Annotated in this window: 18 protein-coding genes; 8 read left to right on the top strand and 10 right to left on the bottom strand. The window is 50.9% G+C overall.

The features are described from left to right. Positions 1-5: 5 nt before the first annotated feature. Positions 6-1,328: a calcium-binding protein gene (locus tag EDD53_RS12825; RefSeq protein WP_211331622.1), complete on the bottom strand. Its 1,323-nt coding sequence runs from the start codon at positions 1,326-1,328 to the stop codon at positions 6-8. A 194-nt stretch (positions 1,329-1,522) separates the two neighbouring features. Here EDD53_RS12825 and EDD53_RS12820 point away from each other — a divergent pair, with 194 nt between their 5' ends. The 3 genes from EDD53_RS12820 to EDD53_RS12805 all read left to right on the top strand — a co-directional run bounded on the left by EDD53_RS12820 (position 1,523) and on the right by EDD53_RS12805 (position 3,425). Then, positions 1,523-1,816, top strand: a complete 294-nt coding sequence (locus EDD53_RS12820; protein ID WP_123793868.1) for a DUF5665 domain-containing protein — start codon at positions 1,523-1,525, stop codon at positions 1,814-1,816. A gap of 152 nt (positions 1,817-1,968) precedes the next feature. Then, a complete protein-coding gene (rpsO, locus tag EDD53_RS12815; protein WP_123793865.1) occupies positions 1,969-2,238 on the top strand; it encodes a 30S ribosomal protein S15 in 270 nt (89 codons plus the stop codon). Between the two features lie 410 nt (positions 2,239-2,648). Continuing rightward, entirely contained in the window at positions 2,649-3,425 is a 777-nt protein-coding gene (locus EDD53_RS12805; RefSeq protein WP_123793861.1) for an SDR family NAD(P)-dependent oxidoreductase, read from the top strand. A 21-nt stretch (positions 3,426-3,446) separates the two neighbouring features. On the opposite strand, the gene EDD53_RS12800 is transcribed toward EDD53_RS12805, so the two are convergent. Then, a complete protein-coding gene (locus EDD53_RS12800; protein ID WP_246002389.1) occupies positions 3,447-4,115 on the bottom strand; it encodes an SGNH/GDSL hydrolase family protein in 669 nt (222 codons plus the stop codon). 355 nt (positions 4,116-4,470) lie between these two features. Here EDD53_RS12800 and pnp point away from each other — a divergent pair, with 355 nt between their 5' ends. Then, on the top strand, positions 4,471-6,600 hold the full coding sequence (gene pnp, locus EDD53_RS12795; protein ID WP_123793859.1) for a polyribonucleotide nucleotidyltransferase: 2,130 nt from the start codon (positions 4,471-4,473) through the stop codon (positions 6,598-6,600). Between the two features lie 85 nt (positions 6,601-6,685). On the opposite strand, the gene EDD53_RS12790 is transcribed toward pnp, so the two are convergent. The 3 genes from EDD53_RS12790 to EDD53_RS12780 all read right to left on the bottom strand — a co-directional run bounded on the left by EDD53_RS12790 (position 6,686) and on the right by EDD53_RS12780 (position 9,399). Further along, positions 6,686-7,870 (bottom strand): capsular polysaccharide export protein, LipB/KpsS family, encoded by a 1,185-nt coding sequence (locus tag EDD53_RS12790; protein ID WP_123793857.1) that lies wholly within the window; start codon positions 7,868-7,870, stop codon positions 6,686-6,688. A gap of 137 nt (positions 7,871-8,007) precedes the next feature. After that, entirely contained in the window at positions 8,008-8,661 is a 654-nt protein-coding gene (locus EDD53_RS12785; RefSeq protein ID WP_123793855.1) for a peroxiredoxin, read from the bottom strand. A 90-nt stretch (positions 8,662-8,751) separates the two neighbouring features. Further along, entirely contained in the window at positions 8,752-9,399 is a 648-nt protein-coding gene (locus EDD53_RS12780) for an RluA family pseudouridine synthase (protein WP_123793853.1), read from the bottom strand. A gap of 199 nt (positions 9,400-9,598) precedes the next feature. Between EDD53_RS12780 and EDD53_RS12775 the strand changes: the two genes are divergently transcribed. Next, entirely contained in the window at positions 9,599-9,943 is a 345-nt protein-coding gene (locus EDD53_RS12775) for an STAS domain-containing protein (RefSeq protein ID WP_123793851.1), read from the top strand. Then, positions 9,933-10,424 (top strand): ATP-binding protein, encoded by a 492-nt coding sequence (locus EDD53_RS12770; protein WP_123793849.1) that lies wholly within the window; start codon positions 9,933-9,935, stop codon positions 10,422-10,424. The genes EDD53_RS12775 and EDD53_RS12770 overlap by 11 nt, the downstream gene beginning before the upstream one ends. Before the next feature lie 24 nt (positions 10,425-10,448). Here the strand turns inward: EDD53_RS12770 and hspQ are convergent, their stop codons facing one another. Next, positions 10,449-10,775 carry a heat shock protein HspQ gene (gene hspQ, locus EDD53_RS12765; protein ID WP_123793847.1) on the bottom strand — a complete coding sequence of 109 codons (327 nt, stop codon included), beginning with the start codon at positions 10,773-10,775 and terminating at the stop codon, positions 10,449-10,451. Between the two features lie 85 nt (positions 10,776-10,860). Between hspQ and EDD53_RS12760 the strand changes: the two genes are divergently transcribed. Next, on the top strand, positions 10,861-11,742 hold the full coding sequence (locus tag EDD53_RS12760; RefSeq protein WP_123793845.1) for an AEC family transporter: 882 nt from the start codon (positions 10,861-10,863) through the stop codon (positions 11,740-11,742). Between the two features lie 88 nt (positions 11,743-11,830). Beyond that, on the top strand, positions 11,831-12,415 hold the full coding sequence (locus EDD53_RS12755) for a transglycosylase SLT domain-containing protein (protein WP_123793843.1): 585 nt from the start codon (positions 11,831-11,833) through the stop codon (positions 12,413-12,415). Between the two features lie 16 nt (positions 12,416-12,431). Here the strand turns inward: EDD53_RS12755 and EDD53_RS12750 are convergent, their stop codons facing one another. The 4 genes from EDD53_RS12750 to EDD53_RS12735 form a co-directional block, all read right to left on the bottom strand. Further along, complete coding sequence (locus EDD53_RS12750) at positions 12,432-13,043, bottom strand: LolA family protein (protein WP_123793841.1); 612 nt, start codon at positions 13,041-13,043, stop codon at positions 12,432-12,434. Positions 13,044-13,122: 79 nt separating this feature from the next. After that, on the bottom strand, positions 13,123-16,062 hold the full coding sequence (locus tag EDD53_RS12745; RefSeq protein ID WP_123793839.1) for a DNA translocase FtsK: 2,940 nt from the start codon (positions 16,060-16,062) through the stop codon (positions 13,123-13,125). 13 nt (positions 16,063-16,075) lie between these two features. Continuing rightward, complete coding sequence (locus tag EDD53_RS12740) at positions 16,076-17,257, bottom strand: aminotransferase class I/II-fold pyridoxal phosphate-dependent enzyme (RefSeq protein ID WP_123793947.1); 1,182 nt, start codon at positions 17,255-17,257, stop codon at positions 16,076-16,078. Between the two features lie 129 nt (positions 17,258-17,386). Then, positions 17,387-18,715: an amidase gene (locus tag EDD53_RS12735; RefSeq protein WP_123793837.1), complete on the bottom strand. Its 1,329-nt coding sequence runs from the start codon at positions 18,713-18,715 to the stop codon at positions 17,387-17,389. Positions 18,716-18,775 lie beyond the last annotated feature (60 nt).

Genomic DNA, 18,775 nt, shown 5'->3' with positions numbered 1-18,775 from the left:
GTTATTTAAGCGTTAAAATCAACGATGATGTCGCTGGCAACAATATTGGAAACACCATGCAGCAAGGCAATCGTTTCGCCGTTAACCGTGACTTGCGATGATACACCATCTTCTGCCAGCGTCACCTGAACATCAACACCTGAACTCAATTCAGAACTTGCTGGCATACTGACGTGTAACATGTCTTGCCCTTGCTGAAAGTCAGTGATCTGCGCAAAGTCTGTGCCCGAATCCGATGTGTCGTAAACCCAAAACGTGTCTACGCCAGCACCACCTTCAGCGACATCAAACGAGTCAAGAACGAGCGTATCATCACCAGCGCCGCCGACCAATGTATCGGTCCCCTCACCGCCGACCATGAAAGCTGCAGCTTCACCTGCAGCCAGAGTATCATTTCCCTCACCACCATTGAGAAGATAGTCAGAGCCTGTGTCATTACCCCCAACAAGCAAATCATTTCCTGCTCCGCCAGATAGAATGGCAGTGCCATCGCCAGAAAATACTTGATCATCGCCAGCCCCAGCATCGACAATGGCCGCTGCATCACCAAGCCCGACAGCATCAGCACCATCCGTCCCAGTGATCCGGTGCACTGACGACGTAGCTTCGATGGTGACGATCCCGTCAACATTGACGATTGACGCATCAGCGCCCCCCTCAAACGGGCTGTCAGGCAAAACAAGCGTCGTATTATCGGCAGTCATCACATGATCGACAAAACGAGGTTGCGGTGAATCGTCAGGCTCATTGGGCGCAAGTACAACATCGTCCTCATTGCCTGCAACAGCTGTCGCAGGTTCTTCAGGGTCGGAAGGCGCCAAAACTTCCTCATATAAATCCTGCGATGGAGTCGCTGTATCTGGCTCTTCAGGGTCATTGGGTTCAATAGCCCCAAAATCTCCTAGTTCAGTGAGCGAGTAGAGCGTTTCAAAGCCTGTATCTTGCGATGTAATACCGACTGAAATATCGTCGGCAGGGACTTCGTTCATCCCAAAGAAGTTCAGTGTGGTTTCGGTATCGCCATCAAGGTAGCTCAAACTCACACCTATTGCGTCACCCGATTCATCTTGCATCGGCTCCACAATAAATTCACCACTACCGCCGTCCGTGAGATGCAATGTTAGGGTGTCTTCGCCCGCAACGAAGCCTTCAATGTCAGTCTCTTGCCCATCGGTAACAAAATCAAAAGGTTCATCCTCTTGCGTGTCGTCATTAGAGGTGGTGGATTGCCCTTCATCGGAGGCATCCAAGGCTTCCGCTTGAGATATCTCTGAATCAGCTTCAGTGCGGTCTTCCGCGTCTTCACTCTTTTCAGACTCCGTGAACATGCCCTCGCTGAAAACGAAAGCTGCCGGCAACATACCTAGGAGCGCTAATGCAATTAGCATTTCTCACCTCTTTAAAATACACGTTTGACGTTTAGCACGAATCATCCACTACTCAAAATAAATTGTTTGGACAGTTTTATCTAAGCATTTACAAATAAAGGTTAATTCCAAAACCGATTACACAGAAAGCGCATATGACCACACCACAAGACACTTTTGAAACTCTCGCAAACCAAGTGACGAGCTTGAATGCCGAGCTTTCTCGATTGAACCAACATCGGTTCGTTCAACTGCACGACTCGACATGGAAACTTATGTGGTTCAATATGTTACGCGGTTTGGCCTTTGGCTTTGGTTCGGTCGCAGGGGCCACTATTGTGGTGTCTATTGTTGGGTTTTTCTTAAACCAAATTGAAGTCGTTCCCATTATTGGGGAATGGGCCAAACAGATCGCAGCAGAAATTATGATAGAAGTGCCTGACCGGTGACATCGCGCAGGTACGATCAAATGACTTCCCTTTTATAGAGAATCCGCCTATACGCCCCCATCCGCGTAGAAATGCACGGATAATTCATGGGCCTTGCTGGACGACATCCCGGCACGTGCCGTCTTCGTACCCTAACCTAAAAGGAGATCCCGATGTCGATCACTGCAGAAGAAAAAGCACGCGTTATCAAAGAATTCGGAACGAAAGAAGGTGACACTGGTTCACCCGAAGTTCAAGTTGCGATCCTTTCCTCACGCATCGCGACACTTACTGAGCACTTCAAAACACACAAAAAAGACAACCACGGTCGCCGTGGCCTTTTGAAAATGGTTGCGTTGCGCCGTAAGCTTCTCGACTACGTAAAAGCAAAAGACGTTGCACGTTACCAGTCGCTCATCGAGCGCCTCGGCCTACGCCGCTAATCGGTCTGCTTTACAGCAATACGACTACGAAAACGCGTCCCTTGGGGCGCGTTTTTTGCATTTGTATTTCACAATTTTTCCTACCCAGCCGTGCGTTGTGATACCCCGTCTTTGCAACTTTTACACAGCTTTGTGGCGCGTGTTTGCAAAAGTTTAAACCTTTCGGCCTGCCCCACTTTACATGTTTTAAAGGCATTTTAGCGCAAGCGCCCTGCCCTTTGAGCTACCCCGAGGGCTGGTTTGGACAAGCTTTGACGGCGGAAGGTGCCGCGCCATTCCAAGGCGCAAGCACATCTGTGCCAGCGCTCAATGCTCCAGATTTGTGGTAAGGCGTATCGCATGTGTTGAGCCGTTGAAATAATCTGATTTGCACCCAGATATAGGATGTCCCAATTAAGAAAGTTCGCATCATGCCCCATACTGCTCTCATAACAGGCGCCTCCTCTGGCATCGGTAAAGAACTCGCGCGCTATCATGCCTCTTTGGGGGGCGATCTGATTTTGACGGCGCGCCGCAAGGGCGAACTTGAGGCGCTGAAATCTGAACTGGAAGCAAAGCACAGCATCACCGCGGATGTGTTCGCCATCGATCTTGGCGCCAAAGGCGGCGCAGAGGCTTTGATCAAAGCTGTTGGTGACGCGGGGCTACAAGTCGATATCCTGATCAACAATGCGGGATTTGGCGGGCATGGACTGCACGTTGAGCGCGATCTCGATGCCGAACAGGCAATGATCGATTTGAACATCCGCGCGCTGGTCACCTTAACCCATACATTTGGCAGAAAGATGTGCCAGCAAGGCAGTGGAAAGATCTTGAATGTCGGCTCAACCGCAGGGTTTCTACCTGGCCCCAATCAAGCGACCTACTTTGCGACCAAGGCTTTCGTAAATTCCTTTAGTCAAGCTATTGATCAAGAACTGCGCCCAAAGGGGGTCACCTGTACTGTACTCGCGCCAGGCTATGTGGAAACAGGATTTGCAACGGCCGCGAATTTAGAAGGAACACAGATGGTCAAGGGGGGCGGTGCCTCCGCTGCAAGCGTTGCAAAGCATGGCTATGACGCGATGATGAATGGCAAGCTGGTTACGGTCAACGATCCAAAATTCAGCTTTTTGGTCAACTGGATCGTTCCACTGCTCCCACGACGCCTTGTGTTAAAACTGGCGCAGAAATCCCAATCAAAATAGCTTTAGGTTCAGGGTGTTGGCTTACCGCGTTTTGTCTGCTTTTTGGATAAGCCGCGCGATGTTTTCCCCGATGATTTTAGACGCTTTACGAGATGGGTGGATCATATCTGCGCCATGCATTGAACGATCGCCTGACGCCGTAAAGCCATCTAACGATAGGAAATGAACCCCAGAGTCGCGTTTGGCCATCAAGGCTAGACGCGCTTCAAGTTCATTGCCCATAGGCAGGCAAGCGTCGATCAGGGAATCCACACCAGGACTGCGCAAATAGCCGATATAGACGACGCGCGCCCCTGTTTGTCGGATCTGCGACACTAAGCGCGGAATTTCACCAGCCGCACCCTCGGGATTGATCATCCGCGCCATACGGCGATCACAGGCATTGCACCCACAGCCTAGAAACAGGTCATTGCCGCCGCCATTCATGATCACCCAATCTTGTGGGCCAAATCTTTTAGAAGCATTTGAAAATTGGCTGGCAATTTTCATGCCAAGCGCACCTGTGATGGGCAGCGCATGAATGATTTTGGCGCCGCCGACAGATTTGTTGATCACGGGTTCGCCCAAAACCTCGGCTGCGGCATCGGCAATAGATGCACCAGAGGCCATGTGCCAAGCCATCAATGAGTCGCCAATCGCTAGGATTCTGCTTTCAGCTTGAACTGCCTGAGCCTGCGCGAAAAGGGGCATGAAAACGCCCGTGAATAGCACGCATAGGCACAACACCATCGATCGCATAAACACAGATTCCTTTCAATGAAGACGAACAGCTCAAGTCGTATTCTAAGCTAAAGGTCTTCTATCAAGCTAGAGTATAGATCAAAAACAGATTGTTTATCGGAACAGGGCCATGCTCCTTAGCCCCTATTGGCATAGATTACTTCCCAAACCGCATGAATTAGTATAAGGGCGACAGTATCTGAGACGTAGCGCGACGGTCCCCGCGCTGTGAAGTAAAGATAGAGGGATCGGCGGCAATGGGGCCGCCATATATAACGGGAGACCTGACAGGGGTCAGGGCACTCCCAATTAGGATGCTGAATTCATGTTCAATGAAGTGAAAAAATCAATCCAGTGGGGCGAAGAAACGCTGACACTGGAAACAGGTAAAGTTGCGCGTCAGGCTGACGGCACAGTGATCGCCACTTTGGGCGAAACATCTGTCATGGCCAACGTGACCTTTGCTCGCAAACAAAAGCCTGGTCAGGATTTCTTTCCTCTGACTGTGCACTACCAAGAGAAATACTACGCGGCTGGTAAAGTTCCAGGTGGCTTCTTCAAACGCGAAGCACGCCCAACTGAAAAAGAGACTTTGACAGCGCGTCTGATCGACCGTCCGATCCGTCCTTTGTTCGTTCCAGGCTTCAAAAACGAAGTTTTGGTGATGTGTACAGTTTTGTCACACGATCTTGTCAACGACCCTGACGTTGTTGCGATGATCGCGGCCTCTGCTGCTTTGACAATTTCTGGCGCGCCGTTCCGTGGCCCGATTGCTTGTGCGCGTGTTGGTTTTGAAGATGGCGAATACATCTTGAACCCGACAGTCGACGACATGCAGGACCTACGCAACAACCCTGATCAACGTCTTGATCTGGTTGTGGCTGGTACCAAAGATGCCGTGATGATGGTTGAATCCGAAGCTTACGAGCTGAACGAAGAAGAAATGCTCGGCGCTGTGAACTTTGCCCACGAGCAAATCCAGCCTGTGATCGACTTGATCATCGACTTGGCTGAAGATGCCGCCAAAGAACCATTCGAATTCGAAGCGCCTGAGTACTCTGAGTTGTCTGCTGCTGTCGCAGCGGCTGGCACAGACGCGATGAAAGCGGCTTACGCGATCACAGACAAACAAGAACGTGTTGCGGCTGTTTCTGCTGCAAAAGAAGCGATCTTGGCGACTTTGACCGAAGATCAGCTTGAAGATGCGAACCTTGGTTCCGCTTTGAAAGGCCTTGAGTCTTCCGTTTTGCGCGGTGTTGTTGTGCGCGAAGGCAAACGTATCGACGGTCGTGCGTTGGACGAAATTCGTCCTATCGTTTCTGAAACTGGTATTTTGCCACGCACACACGGCTCTGCTTTGTTTACACGCGGCGAAACACAAGGTTTGGTTGTGACCACATTGGGCACAGGCGACGACGAGCAATTCATCGACGCGTTGCACGGCAACTTCAAATCTAACTTCATGTTGCACTACAACTTCCCTCCCTACTCTGTGGGTGAAGTTGGTCGTGTGTCTGGCCCAGGTCGTCGTGAAATCGGTCACGGTAAACTGGCATGGCGCGCGCTTCAGGCTGTTTTGCCTGCTGCAACTGATTTCCCATACACTGTTCGCGTTGTGTCCGAGATCACTGAATCAAACGGTTCGTCTTCAATGGCGTCTGTTTGTGGTGGCTCCTTGTCCATGATGGATGCGGGCGTTCCGCTTAAATCTGCTGTGGCTGGTGTTGCTATGGGTCTTATCATGGAAGACGACGGCGAATACGCTATCTTGTCTGACATCTTGGGTGACGAAGATCACTTGGGCGATATGGACTTTAAAGTTGCTGGTACTGAAAACGGTATCACATCTTTGCAAATGGACATCAAAATCGCGGGCATCACACCTGAGATCATGGCAAAAGCCTTGGCACAAGCCAAAGAAGGCCGCATGCACATCTTGGGCGAAATGAACAAAGCTTTGTCTGGAGCGTCTGGCTTCTCTGAGCACGCACCAAAAATCGAAACCATGCAGATCCCAACGGACAAAATCCGTGAAGTGATTGGTTCCGGTGGTAAAGTGATCCGTGAAATCGTTGAAACATCTGGCGCGAAAGTCGATATCAACGACGAAGGCATCATCAAAATCGCATCTTCTGATGCGGCTGCGATCAAAGCTGCCTACGACATGATCCACTCCATTGTTGCAGAGCCTGAAGAAAACAAGATCTACAAAGGTAAAGTTGTCAAAGTTGTAGACTTTGGTGCCTTTGTGAACTTCTTCGGCAAACGCGATGGCCTTGTGCACGTCTCTCAAATCGAGAACCGTCGCTTGAACCACCCATCTGACGTTTTGAAGGAAGGCCAAGAAGTCTTCGTTAAACTCTTGGGCTTTGACGACCGCGGCAAAGTGCGTTTGGCCATGAAAATGGTTGATCAAACAACTGGCGAAGAAATCGTTGAAGAAAAAGCTGAGTAATCAGATCGCTCTTTAAGACTAAGAAAGCCCCGCAGACGACTGCGGGGCTTTTTGTTTGTCTGCAGCTGATCTTCAGAAACAATACTCAGCCTAAAGACGCCAAAATTCGGTCGCGGTCCCGATCCCGCGCGATCATATCTTGCAAAGTATATTCGCCGTTTTTGACGGCCTGCTCATCTGGCAAATAGCTATGGTCGAGATAACTCATCAACCCATCTCGGGTTTGCGCGTTATATCCAAGATCCTCAGGCGCACATAGCAATTGACCGAGTTCCGCGACGGATGAAACCTCTGTCGCAGTCCCGTCAAAGGCATAAAACGCGTGCCCCAACACCAACACAGGCTTGTCGAAAAAGAAGCTTTGCAACCCCACAGAGGAGTTCACATTTATCACAGCCTTAGAGGCAGCGACCTGCTCAAACGTGTTTGTAACATTGTCGACGCGGAACTTATCGGTCGTCAGCGTTGTCAGTTTGTCGCCAAACGACACCCGCGCAGAGGGATGTTCTTTGATCCGCAAATGCCAACCGTCTGGAAGCGATTTGGACGCTTCAGACAGCACGTCGATCATGTGCTCGACCGACGAAATCCATTTGCCATAGATGCTAATTTGGCTATCGCCGGGCACTTGAAGTGGGCAAAAGATGAAATTTTCTGACGATAGGCTTGCATCCGCCGCCTGCTGCGCCACATCCGCACGCGCGGCGCCACGTGGCTGCATCGCCGCACCCAAGCGACGCCAATGCGACAGGTCGATCTGTTTCTCCAGCGCCCAAGCGGTGTAAAAATCTGCGCGTCGCGGAAGACTATTGCCATAGTTTACACCCACGAAATCAACTGTGACACGTCCGGGAAGAGGCGCCTCTTCGAAATAGACGATGGGTACGTTGCGTTGCATTGCAGCCTGAGCAAGAACACGTCGATGGCCTTTGATACCGTTCCAAACCACAACAAAGTCAGGATCGTGCTGTGCAATAAGGTGGTCTGCCCAATTGAACTGGCCTTTCAGAAAGCGCGTTTTTAAACTGAGTGCCAAGCCTGATTTTTTGACTTTATTGCCAGAGGCAGCAGCCAAGCGAAGGGCGACTGGATCGCATGGCGGGCCAAATAAACGCAGGCCGATATCTTGTGTCGCGAATTGTTCAGTTGCCTTTGGGAGAAATCCGTCGAAGATCGCATTGATACGGTCTTTACGGGATCGATGCACAAAGACCTTAGGTTTTTCTGGATTATCGATATGCGGTAAAACTGCTGAACACTGAGACGTCATAACCCATCCAAAATCGAGACAAATGAAGTTAAGTTTCCTTGAGGCATACCACTTTGGCAAGAATATTGTACACCTCAACTTGCCTCAAAACAGGCGGGACGCTCCCCCGCACAGGGCGGGGGAACACATCTTTATCTTTACGCTGGATCTTTAGCCATACGCAGGTAAGGCAGCTTGATGTCTAGCTTGCCGTATTTGGCTTCTGCCGCTTCATTGTCCAAAGACAAAGCCACGACGACATCTTGGCCTGTTTCCCAATTCGCAGGGGTCGCAAGTGGCGCGCCGAATGTTTTTTGTAGCGCATCCAAAGCCCGCAAGATTTCAGCAAAATTACGCCCCACAGACATAGGGTATGTCATGATCAGCTGTACTTTTTTATCCGGAGAAATGATGAAGACAGAGCGTACAGTGGCGCTGTCAGCAGGCGTGCGACCATCGGGCATATAGGCGTCTTCTGGCAGCATATCAAAGGCTTTTGACACAGCCAAATCACTGTCCGCGATGATCGGGAAACCCGCAGCGCAACCTGCAAAAGATTCGATGTCTTTCTTCCAGCCGTTGTGCTCTTCAACGCCATCCACTGACACGCCAATGACTTTGGTGCCGCGTTTTTCCCATTCGGCGCTCAGCTGAGCGACAGCGCCAAATTCGGTGGTGCAAACGGGGGTGAAGTCTTTGGGGTGCGAAAACAAAATCGCCCAAGAGTCACCTATCCAGTCATGAAACTTAATCGTCCCATGATCTGTTTCAGCGGTAAAGTTTGGAACTACAGAATTGATACGAAGACCCATGAGCCGACTCCTTTTTGACTATCTATCATGTAGAGATAGACACTCTGTCGGGGATTTACACCCCTGTTGTACGCCTAAGCTCCATGCAGCTTAAAACGGACATTTCGCCGTATAGCTCATCCCTGCCCCACCATCAGGATGGCGGAACTTTAGGTTTTCGGAATGCAACATCAAACGCGGCGCATTGCGGGCATCGCCTGAGGCATATAGCGGGTCGCCCACAATTGGGTGTCCGAGAAACAGCATGTGCACGCGCAACTGATGCGATCGACCTGTATGCGGATACAAACGCACCCGCGTGCCCGTATCGTCATAACGCAGCACCCGCCAATCGGTTTGCGCCGCACGCCCCGTTTCATGACAGATTTTTTGCAAGGGGCGGTTTTCCCAATCAACGATAATGGGTTGATCAACGGTTCCCGTTTTTTGCTCTAATCGACCCGCGATACGCGCCACGTAGGTTTTCTTGGTCCGCCGTTTTTCAAACTGCTGCCCGATGTGTTTTTGCGCATGTGGCGTCAAAGCAAAGACCATGACACCGCTTGTGTCGCGATCAAGGCGATGGATCAGTAATGCTTCGGGAAACACCTTTTGTATGCGCGCCATCAAACAATCTGAAAGATGCTCGCCTTTTCCAGGCACCGAAAGCAACCCTGCGGGCTTATCGACAATCAATATCTGGTGGTCGGCATGGATCACCACAAGCGGGTCTTGGGGGGGATTGTATGTATCACTCATGCGCTGGCGATAACATGTTCTGCAATCTCGAACCAATAGGTCATTGCATCTTGTTCGATGAAAATAGGCTGACGCGGCGGGGCGTTCGATAAAATTCTAAAGACTTCGCACAAGTTTATCTCAGGTACAGCTCATTCACAAACGCACTGGTAACGTTTGTCGAATACGGTGGCCTCATGAGAGAACAAAAGGTGCAAACATGAAATTGAACCATAAAGATTTCGACGGCAGTCGTTTGGTAACCGTCTGTGAGAATCGTATTGATGCATTAAGCGCGATCCAATTTAAAGACGAGATGCGCAAAATGATCGACGATGGCCCCAATCGTGTCGTCATCGACCTATCTCAGGTCGAATTCTTGGATAGCTCGGGCTTGGGCGCTGTCGTTGCTGCGCTTAAATCGAAAAAATCTGATCAATCGCTAGAGCTGGCTTCACTGCAACCCGCTGTTGAAAAGGTTTTTCGCCTCACTCGTATGGACACAGTGTTTTCAATTCATGATAACGCAAGCTCTGCGATTGAAGGTGCCGCCGATGCGTCATGAGAAACTTGCTGACGCGACCTTCGAAAGCATCGTAAGGCAACGCGCCACCGATCACAGCCTACGCCTCATCATTCCTGCGAACGAACGCGCTGTGCGGCGCGGCCTATCTGGAATCAAAGCGGGGCTTTCCAGTATCAATCTGGTGGATGACGACTGGAGCACAATCGAGATCGTTTTGGCTGAGGTTCTCAACAACATCGTTGAACACGCCTATAGTGATGGTGAGGTTGGCCTTATCGAAACCCAACTCGACTTCGATGGCAAATACTTGTGGTGTACGACTATTGATTCTGGGCGGCCTATGCCCAACGGGAAGCTGCCCGAAGGCGCACAAAAGGATCTTAACTGTAATCTAGAAGATCTGCCTGAAGGTGGCTTTGGTTGGTACTTGATACACAAACTCACTGAGGATCTGCACTACGGTCGTGACCAAGGACGTAACATGGTGACCTTCAGGTTGAACATTCAAAGGCGCCAATAGCGATTAGAATTAATCGCTTTCGTCCTAGTTCAACTGAAAATGCAAGGGGTATGTACCGTCTTCAAAAGGGCCAAACAGATCAGGCACATCAGGGTGTTCGACAGGAACTCCAGAATAGTCTGCAATCAGATTTTGCTCTGACACATAGGCGACATAGAAACTCTGGTCGTTCTCGGCCAACAAATGATAGAAAGGTTGATCTTTCTCAGGTCGACTTTCTGCGGGAATGGACTCATACCATTCATCAGAATTCGCAAACATAGCATCCACGTCAAACACTACGCCACGAAAAGGGTGCTTTCTGTGGCGAACGACCTGTCCCAAATGATACTTGGCGCGCGTCTTCAACATGACATTGCAACCCCCTTGAGTCGTTATTAAGCTTTTCAAGCCAGCGCTGTCCACGGGGGAGAGCCATTTTTTGTGGAAACAGTCTGTGAACCTAATCCTGACAGTCTTAGAAATTGTGTCTCCAGTCTTTCTGCTCGCAGCCATAGGTTTTATCTGGGTTAAGACCGGCAATGAATATCGGATTGAGTTTGTCACCAAGCTCACAATGACGCTATCCGTGCCTGCATTGATCTTCACAGCTTTGACAAATGCCCAGATCGATCCCGCCGCTTTGACCAAATTGTCTATCGCCACAATTGCGTGCTACGGCATTGCCACAGTTGTGATGTATGTCGCGGTGAAACTGCTCAAACTTGAAATGCGCACATTTCTCAATCCTCTGATTTTTGGAAATGTTGGAAACTTAGGGCTTCCACTCGCTTATTTTGCCTTTGGAAATGAAGGGCTTAGCTATGCCGTAATTGTATTTGCAGTCATGGCAATCTGGTCGTTTACCTTTGGCGTGTATATCACCGCAGGCGGTGGATCAGTCTGGACCGCGGTTAAAGAGCCTTTGGTCGGCGCTACGGTTTTAGGCACAGCCTTCTTATGGCAAGGGTGGACACTGCCCAAGTTTGCGATGAACACCTTGGAACTTTTGGGGCAAGTCGCCATCCCTATCATGCTGATCACGCTCGGTGTCGCGGTCGCGCGCTTGGCCCCGAGTAGGTTGGGGCGCGCCATGGCACTTTCGATTTTCAAGGCGTTGATTTGCACAGCAATTGCCGTTCTGCTTGGACGGGGATTTGGACTTACATCCACGCCCTATGCCGTTTTGATTTTGCAAATTACCACACCCGTTGCCGTCACATCCTATCTTTTGGCGGAAAAATACGGCGCTGACGCCAATGAGGTGGCTGGATTAGTGGTCGCCTCAACCGTGCTGTCTGTCTTCTATCTTCCACTGCTGCTGGCTTTTGTTGTGTGATCGGGAATTCGCCTGATCACGGGAAAGCCATTTTACGACAGCTAAAAAACGCGTTATTATTGGAAAAAATAACAAAGTGAGAGCAGTAATGAAAAAAGGGTTTCGCGCGATCGCGTTATTGGTGTTGGTTGCGGCCTGTGGCAGCGGCAACTTTTCTGCCCCCCGCAATTTAGATGATGCGTGTTCAATCGTCAGTCAACGGCCGGCCTATTTGCGCGCGATGAAGGCGTCTGAGCGTAAATGGGGTATTCCCGTGAATGTGCAGATGGCAGTGCTGTATCAAGAAAGCAAATTCATCGGCAATGCACGCACGCCGTATAAATTTGCTTTGGGCGTCATTCCTATGGGCCGCCAGAGTTCTGCCTTTGGGTATGCACAGGCGCTAGATGCGACATGGGATGAATACCGTGACGAGCAGCGCAAATTTGGCGCAAAGCGCGACCGGATCACCGATGCGACCGATTTCATGGGATGGTACATGAATGAATCCACGCGCGCCCTTGGCATTTCAAAAACTGACGCCCTATCGCAGTATCTTGCCTATCACGAGGGCCGTACAGGCTACAGTCGTGGCAGCTACAATGCCAAACCTTGGTTGATCCGTGTTGCATCACAAGTGAACCAAAGATCTGCTGCATACCGCGCACAACTCATAGCCTGTCGCAAAATTTAAGGCAGAGCCCTAAATTCTAGTTCAGAGGCGTGCCCCGTTCGCTCGCCTCTGCACGGATATTGAATTCGCGGTCGCGAACAGATCCACCGAGCTGCATTTTCGTCAATTGAACAGTGGTTGACCCACCAGTATCATCATTGATGACCCAAGCTTTCAAAATCGGCCGATCCCCAAACACCAAATCGATGGATCCGTATTCGGGATGCGCAGGGTCTTGTGCCCGAACGATTGTATCGCCGTTTTCTTCGGTATGTGAGACAACCATTTTGGCCGTGGTCAAGTCGACGTTTTTAGCCAAAATCAACGACAAAGGTGTCTTGGACATCGGAAAGCGCTGAGGCGGCTCATTGGAGGCAGGGTCAAAGATGGCAACTTGCCCACCAGATCCAAGCACCAACGCATCGTTGCCCCCACCATATTCCAAACGCATCCGACCGGGGCGTTTGAGCGTTAAGATCCCGTTGGACTTTGATCCATCGTCATTGGTTTGAACAAAATCAGCCTGCACTGTGCCAAGCGAATTGAGATAGGCAGACAAATCTTGCAATGACAGCTTTTCAGCCATTGCAGGCATGGCAAAACAGACAGAGGCGATAACGGGCGCAAGTGCGAGGCGAAGTGTTTTCATGCAACAAACATATGCGCTTTCGCGCCTAATACCAGCGGGCAAACGATCACATAAAACGGATTTCTATGTGATCGGTTGTTTATTGCTCAGGCACCAGAATATCACGCTTGCCCACATGGTTCGCCGCTGAAACAACGCCTTCGTCTTCCATCTGCTCAACAAGTCGTGCGGCTTTGTTGTAGCCGATCGCCAATTTACGCTGAATGTAAGACGTGGAACATTTACGATCTTTAATCACAATCGCCACAGCCGTGTCGTAAAGAGCGTTTTCGGTATCGGTATTGCCGCCAGTTGACAGGCCAAGCACCGCATCGATGCTGCTTTCCTTGTCAGAGGGCGGTCCTTCCACAACACCCCCCACATAGGAAGGAGGCCCGTAAGACTTGAGATAAGACACGATTTTTTCGACTTCTTCATCGGAACAGAAGGGGCCGTGCACGCGGGTGATTTTCGATCCGCCCGCCATGTACAACATGTCACCCATGCCCAAAAGCTGTTCCGCACCTTGTTCGCCCAAGATCGTACGACTGTCGATTTTCGAGCTCACTTGGAAAGAAATACGTGTCGGGAAGTTGGCCTTGATCGTACCTGTAATAACATCCACAGACGGGCGCTGCGTGGCCATAATGATATGAATCCCAGAAGCCCGCGCCATCTGCGCAAGGCGCTGAATACAGGCTTCGATTTCTTTGCCTGCAACCATCATCAAGTCGGCCATCTCATCGACGACGACAACGATGTATGGAATTGTTTCGGGCTGGAATTCTTCGGTCTCGAAAATGGGATCGCCAGTTTCTTCGTCGAAACCCGTTTGCACAGTGCGCGAGAACATCTCGCCCTTGGCAAGCGCTTCTTTGACGCGACCGTTGTAGCCGTCAATGTTCCGCACGCCCATCTTGGACATCTTGCGGTAGCGATCTTCCATCTCGGCCACGGTCCATTTTAACGCGACCACAGCCTTTTTGGGATCGGTCACAACAGGTGACAAAAGATGCGGAATGCCATCGTAAACAGATAATTCCAGCATCTTCGGATCAATCATAATCATGCGGCACTCATCAGGCGTGAGCTTGTACAGCAATGACAAAATCATAGTGTTGATCGCAACAGATTTACCCGAACCGGTTGTCCCCGCAATCAGCAAATGCGGCATCTTGGCAAGGTTTGCAACGATGGGATCACCGCCAATATCTTTGCCCAAGGCCAGCGGCAATTTCATGTTGCTATCGCCAAAATCACGCGCAGACAGAATTTCACGCAACACAACTTTTTCACGGTTTTCATTTGGCAGTTCGATACCGATTACAGTACGACCAGGCACAGTTGATACACGTGCAGAGAGCGCTGACATTGAGCGCGCGATGTCATCGGCCAAGCCAATTACACGCGAAGCTTTCAAACCAGGCGCGGGTTCAAGTTCGTACATTGTCACAACTGGACCGGGGCGCACAGAAACGATCTCACCTTTTACGCCGTAGTCATCCAAGACGTTTTCCAGCATGCGTGCATTTTCTTCCAGCGCATCATCAGACAATGTATAGCGCACAACGGAGTCTGCGCTTTCCAGCAAAGACAAGGGCGGCGTCTGATATTCTGCCTCTTTAGCGTCGAATTTTAACGCAGGCTGAGCTTCTTGCTGGGCTTGCTTGGATGTCGCAGCAGGTTTGCGCACTGGATGCTGAACGACTCTTTTAGGTTCAGGTGCAGCAGTTTGCACAGGCTGGTAACGTGCCGCATCGGGTGCGGTGTATTCTGGCGTATCAAGCTCTAACGGATCGTCGTAAACCAAAGTATCAGCATCGTCGGTCCCGTAGCCATGGGTATTGTCATCAGCCATTTGCGCAAACTGGTCTTCAGCATAGCCCGCCGCATAGGCAACTTCTTGCGCTGCTTCAACCGGTGCAGGTTCTGAGAAGACCATCGGTTTGGGGCCTTTCTTATACTTCGCAACGGCAGCCTGAGCAGCAGATAAAGGCGGCTCAACACGACCTGAACCTGGTATAATCGCGCGCGAACCAGCCCGCGCCCGAGCATTCACAACATTCGAGATTTTGCTACGGATTCGATCATCAAACCCGCTATCAAACTCAACGTCGGGAGCAAGATCAGGTTCGACCAGTTCGGATTGCACATCCGGATCTTGCGCACGTTTCAACAGCGTTGGCATTTTGGCGAACAGGCCAGATTTTTCCGCATGCGCAGTCTGAGTGGCGGCCACATGCGGTTGGTCATCATAAGCGTGATCCGCACGCACAACACGGGGGGCAACAACCTGTTCCGCCTCATGATAACTCTGGTACTCTTCTTGCTGCCGCTGCTTCTGTGCACGGCGTTCCGCTTGATTTTGCGCAAAGCGCTGGCCCGTAACAATAGATCCTTTGGCGGCTTTGCCCATCAGATGTAGCACCAAAGAATACAGGCCGATCACACCAATCAGCATGAAACGAAGCCCAATTTTGACTTCTTCGCGCGTGAAGCCACAAACACATAACAACAACGCCCCCGTCGCAAAGAAGCTAATAAAAGACAGGAACTTTAGGGCAAATGCTTGGCTCATCGGCATAAGATGGATCAGCGCCGCGAGAACAGTATCGCCGAATAACCCGCCGTAGCTTTGCACGTTTGCGCTGGCATATGTCGATGCGTAGACGGCCATAACAGCCACAGCAATCGGCGCAAAAACCACACGCGACACAGCACGGTTTGCGCCATAGTGCAGGACACAACGCAGGCCCCATGCGGCAAAAATACCGACGATCGCCCAAGACGCTACTCCGACAATGATCATCAAAGGCGAGGCAATAGACGCGCCCAAGCGACCCAAAGTGTTGTTCACAGGCGCATCTGTGGCAGACAACCAACTGGGATCTTCAGGCAGATATGACCCCAGAATGAGCGTCATGATCACAGCAACAAGCAACAGGCCAATGCCGACCAACTCACGCCCCCTGCGCTCCAAGATAGCTTGGGTGTTTTTGTCAAAAAGTGGGTCGCGACCACGTGCCTGATAGGATGCCATTTTTTGCCTCTTTCTATCCGTACAAACAGTCGCGCAAAGTTGTAAGTGCGCGCTGTGTCTCTTCTTTTGGGGCCACCAAAGCAACCCGAATGTAATCTTTTCCTGGGTTTTCGCCTGCAACATCGCGCGACAAATAGGCCCCTGGCAACACCCGAATACCTGTTTGCGTCCAGAGCTTCAGTGCTGCTGCCTCACCATTTTTCACGGGAAGCCATAGGAAAAATCCAGCTTGCGGCGCCTTGGCGCCATCAATGCCTGAAAAGACTTTATCAGCCATGTCAAACTTTTCGGCGTAAAGCGATCTTGAAGACACCACGTGATCCTCATCGGCCCAAACCCGCGCAGAAACGGCCTGTGTTGGTAGCGATAAAGGCGCACCAGAATAAGAACGTAGACGTTTGATATGCTCAATATTTTGCACGCCAGAGGCCACGAAACCAGAGCGCAGGCCTGGCAGATTTGACCGCTTTGAAAGCGAATGGAAAATCACCACACGTTCAGGGTCTGCCCCCATTTCTTGTGCAACTTGCATAGCTCCCACTGGCGCCGACCCACGATAGATTTCCGAATAACACTCATCCGCAAAAATTTTGAAATCATGTTTCTCTGCAAGTGCAATCAGATCGCGTAGATAGTCTCGCGGTGCAACGGCACCTTGCGGGTTGGAGGGGCTACAAATATAGGCAATCGCCGTGCGATTTAAAATCTCATCGGGCAAATTTGCGTAATCAGGCAAATACCCAGTTTCTCGCGTTGCTGGCACGAAAATTGGTTCAGCACCAACGGTGACAGCGGCCACTGCATATACTTGGTAAAACGGGTTCGGGGTTAGAACGACAGGCACTTGGCTGCGCTTTGTCTCAGGACATAAGGCAATGCAGGCATTCATCAAACCTTCGCGCGTACCATTCAATGCCATGATCTGGCTCGATGCATCAACCGTCACTTCAAAGCGCATTTTCAACCAATCCGCGATGGATGAGGTTAGGTCTGAGGTGCCGTAGTTGTCGGGGTATTTTGCAAATAAATCAACATTTTGTGTAAAAACGTCACCCACGAAATCAGGCATCGCATGACGCGGCTCACCGATCGTCATGTGGACTATGTCACCACCTGGTTTATGCATATCCAAAAGGGTCCGCAAACGCGGAAACGCATATTCAGGCAGGTTCGAAAACCGCTCAGGAAACGTCATGATTACTGCTACTGCCTCGTTATTGCGGATCATTTTGCCCGCTTAATTACGATCATGTTACCCGTTTGTGCACCGCCGGTCCAGAAAAAGACATCTCTTTTTTCCGGACCATGTGTCGACCTGTGACTTTTAGGCCAAGACGGATTCGCAAGCGCTGCCAAGCCTTAGGAGTTTTTCTTCGGTATTTGGCGCGGTTTGTATAAGAAAACCGCATGATGGAACACCCGTCGGAAGGGTCAATCCCGTCAACCCCATCAGGTTTCCGATCCGCGTATTGCGCAAGGCCAATAGATTTTCGGTCACGTAGTACTCGTTGTCGGACAACAAACGCTCAACATTTGGTGGCAAAATCGGAGCGGTGGGTAAAATAACCGCATCATAGCCCGCGGTCTGCGCCAGATATTCTGCACGGTACTGCCGAAGCTTCTGCCAGCCCGAGATAAAATCAACCGCAGACACAGCCCCACCCGCACGAAACCGTTCCAAAATCGGCTTAAACATCGCATTTGGATTGGCCTCGATTTCGTCACGCCACTCCGCGTAAGCTTCTGCTGGGAATAATGTGGCAGATAGTTCCATCGCCTGCTCAACACTTTTCACAGTCCCGCGTTCGATGATTGCCCCTGCATCTTGCAAACGCGCCACAACGCTTTGAAAGCCAGCAAGGGGCTCTGCACGAATGTCATCAAAGGCTACAGATTCAAGGATTAAAAACCTCTTACCCTTGACCTCCGCTCCACGTAGATCCACCACGGGCGCCCCATCTAGGATCGCAAAAACATGCGCAGCATCTTCAACAGATTTGACCAAAGGTCCAACAGTATCAAACGATGCAGCAAGAGGCACTGTGCCCTTCAACGACAGTCGCGCAGCTGTGGTTTTTAGACCGACCAAATCATTCCACGCGGCAGGAATACGCACAGATCCGCCTGTGTCAGATCCGATAGCACCAGGTGCAACATTGAACGCAACTGAAGCAGCAGCCCCGCTGGATGATCCACCCGACACAGCACCAGCATCATTAATACAAGGCGGCGTTGCGGTGATTGGATTAAGCCCCAAGCCTGAAAAAGCCAATTCACTCATATGCGTTTTTCCCAAGCCCACCAAGCCCGCAGAGCTCGCACGGCACACCATTTCAGCGTCATGCGCTGGAACCCGCCCTTTTAGCAAAGCACTGCCTGCTTCCGTCGCTGTACCCGCCGTATCAAACAGGTCTTTCCACGATACGGGCACCCCATCCAGCAGGCCACGCCGCACCCCTAGTTTTGCACGTGATGATGCAGCTTGTGCCTCAGCCAGCGCGCGATCTTTGGTTAGGCGGGCATAAATGCGTGTGCCATTTGGGTGGCTTTCCGCTGCGTCCAAATAGGCGGAGGTGATATCGACAGGGTCAAGCCCCTCTGTCTCAATCGCACGGCCCAGTTCACACATGGTTTTTTTCAGCAAGTCAGTCATCATGGGCCTCAAATTTTATGAAGGATTGTTCTAATCCGCACGCTAGCGTCACAAGATCGC

The organism is Pacificibacter maritimus, assembly GCF_003814915.1.
GTDB lineage: Bacteria > Pseudomonadota > Alphaproteobacteria > Rhodobacterales > Rhodobacteraceae > Celeribacter > Celeribacter maritimus.
Note: the sequence above shows the minus strand (reverse complement) of the source record. Positions and strands in the feature narration are given on the sequence as shown.

What these genes read in the sequence shown, in the direction of transcription:
- EDD53_RS12825 (WP_211331622.1), bottom strand. Translation starts at nt 1,328, where the DNA reads ATGTTCACGGAGTCTGAAAAGAGTGAAGACGCGGAAGACCGCACTGAA.
- EDD53_RS12820 (WP_123793868.1), top strand. Translation starts at nt 1,523, where the DNA reads ATGACCACACCACAAGACACTTTTGAAACTCTCGCAAACCAAGTGACG.
- rpsO (WP_123793865.1), top strand. Translation starts at nt 1,969, where the DNA reads ATGTCGATCACTGCAGAAGAAAAAGCACGCGTTATCAAAGAATTCGGA.
- EDD53_RS12805 (WP_123793861.1), top strand. Translation starts at nt 2,649, where the DNA reads ATGCCCCATACTGCTCTCATAACAGGCGCCTCCTCTGGCATCGGTAAA.
- EDD53_RS12800 (WP_246002389.1), bottom strand. Translation starts at nt 4,115, where the DNA reads ATGCCCCTTTTCGCGCAGGCTCAGGCAGTTCAAGCTGAAAGCAGAATC.
- pnp (WP_123793859.1), top strand. Translation starts at nt 4,471, where the DNA reads ATGTTCAATGAAGTGAAAAAATCAATCCAGTGGGGCGAAGAAACGCTG.
- EDD53_RS12790 (WP_123793857.1), bottom strand. Translation starts at nt 7,870, where the DNA reads ATGACGTCTCAGTGTTCAGCAGTTTTACCGCATATCGATAATCCAGAA.
- EDD53_RS12785 (WP_123793855.1), bottom strand. Translation starts at nt 8,661, where the DNA reads ATGGGTCTTCGTATCAATTCTGTAGTTCCAAACTTTACCGCTGAAACA.
- EDD53_RS12780 (WP_123793853.1), bottom strand. Translation starts at nt 9,399, where the DNA reads ATGAGTGATACATACAATCCCCCCCAAGACCCGCTTGTGGTGATCCAT.
- EDD53_RS12775 (WP_123793851.1), top strand. Translation starts at nt 9,599, where the DNA reads ATGAAATTGAACCATAAAGATTTCGACGGCAGTCGTTTGGTAACCGTC.
- EDD53_RS12770 (WP_123793849.1), top strand. Translation starts at nt 9,933, where the DNA reads ATGCGTCATGAGAAACTTGCTGACGCGACCTTCGAAAGCATCGTAAGG.
- hspQ (WP_123793847.1), bottom strand. Translation starts at nt 10,775, where the DNA reads ATGTTGAAGACGCGCGCCAAGTATCATTTGGGACAGGTCGTTCGCCAC.
- EDD53_RS12755 (WP_123793843.1), top strand. Translation starts at nt 11,831, where the DNA reads ATGAAAAAAGGGTTTCGCGCGATCGCGTTATTGGTGTTGGTTGCGGCC.
- EDD53_RS12750 (WP_123793841.1), bottom strand. Translation starts at nt 13,043, where the DNA reads ATGAAAACACTTCGCCTCGCACTTGCGCCCGTTATCGCCTCTGTCTGT.
- EDD53_RS12745 (WP_123793839.1), bottom strand. Translation starts at nt 16,062, where the DNA reads ATGGCATCCTATCAGGCACGTGGTCGCGACCCACTTTTTGACAAAAAC.
- EDD53_RS12740 (WP_123793947.1), bottom strand. Translation starts at nt 17,257, where the DNA reads ATGACGTTTCCTGAGCGGTTTTCGAACCTGCCTGAATATGCGTTTCCG.
- EDD53_RS12735 (WP_123793837.1), bottom strand. Translation starts at nt 18,715, where the DNA reads ATGACTGACTTGCTGAAAAAAACCATGTGTGAACTGGGCCGTGCGATT.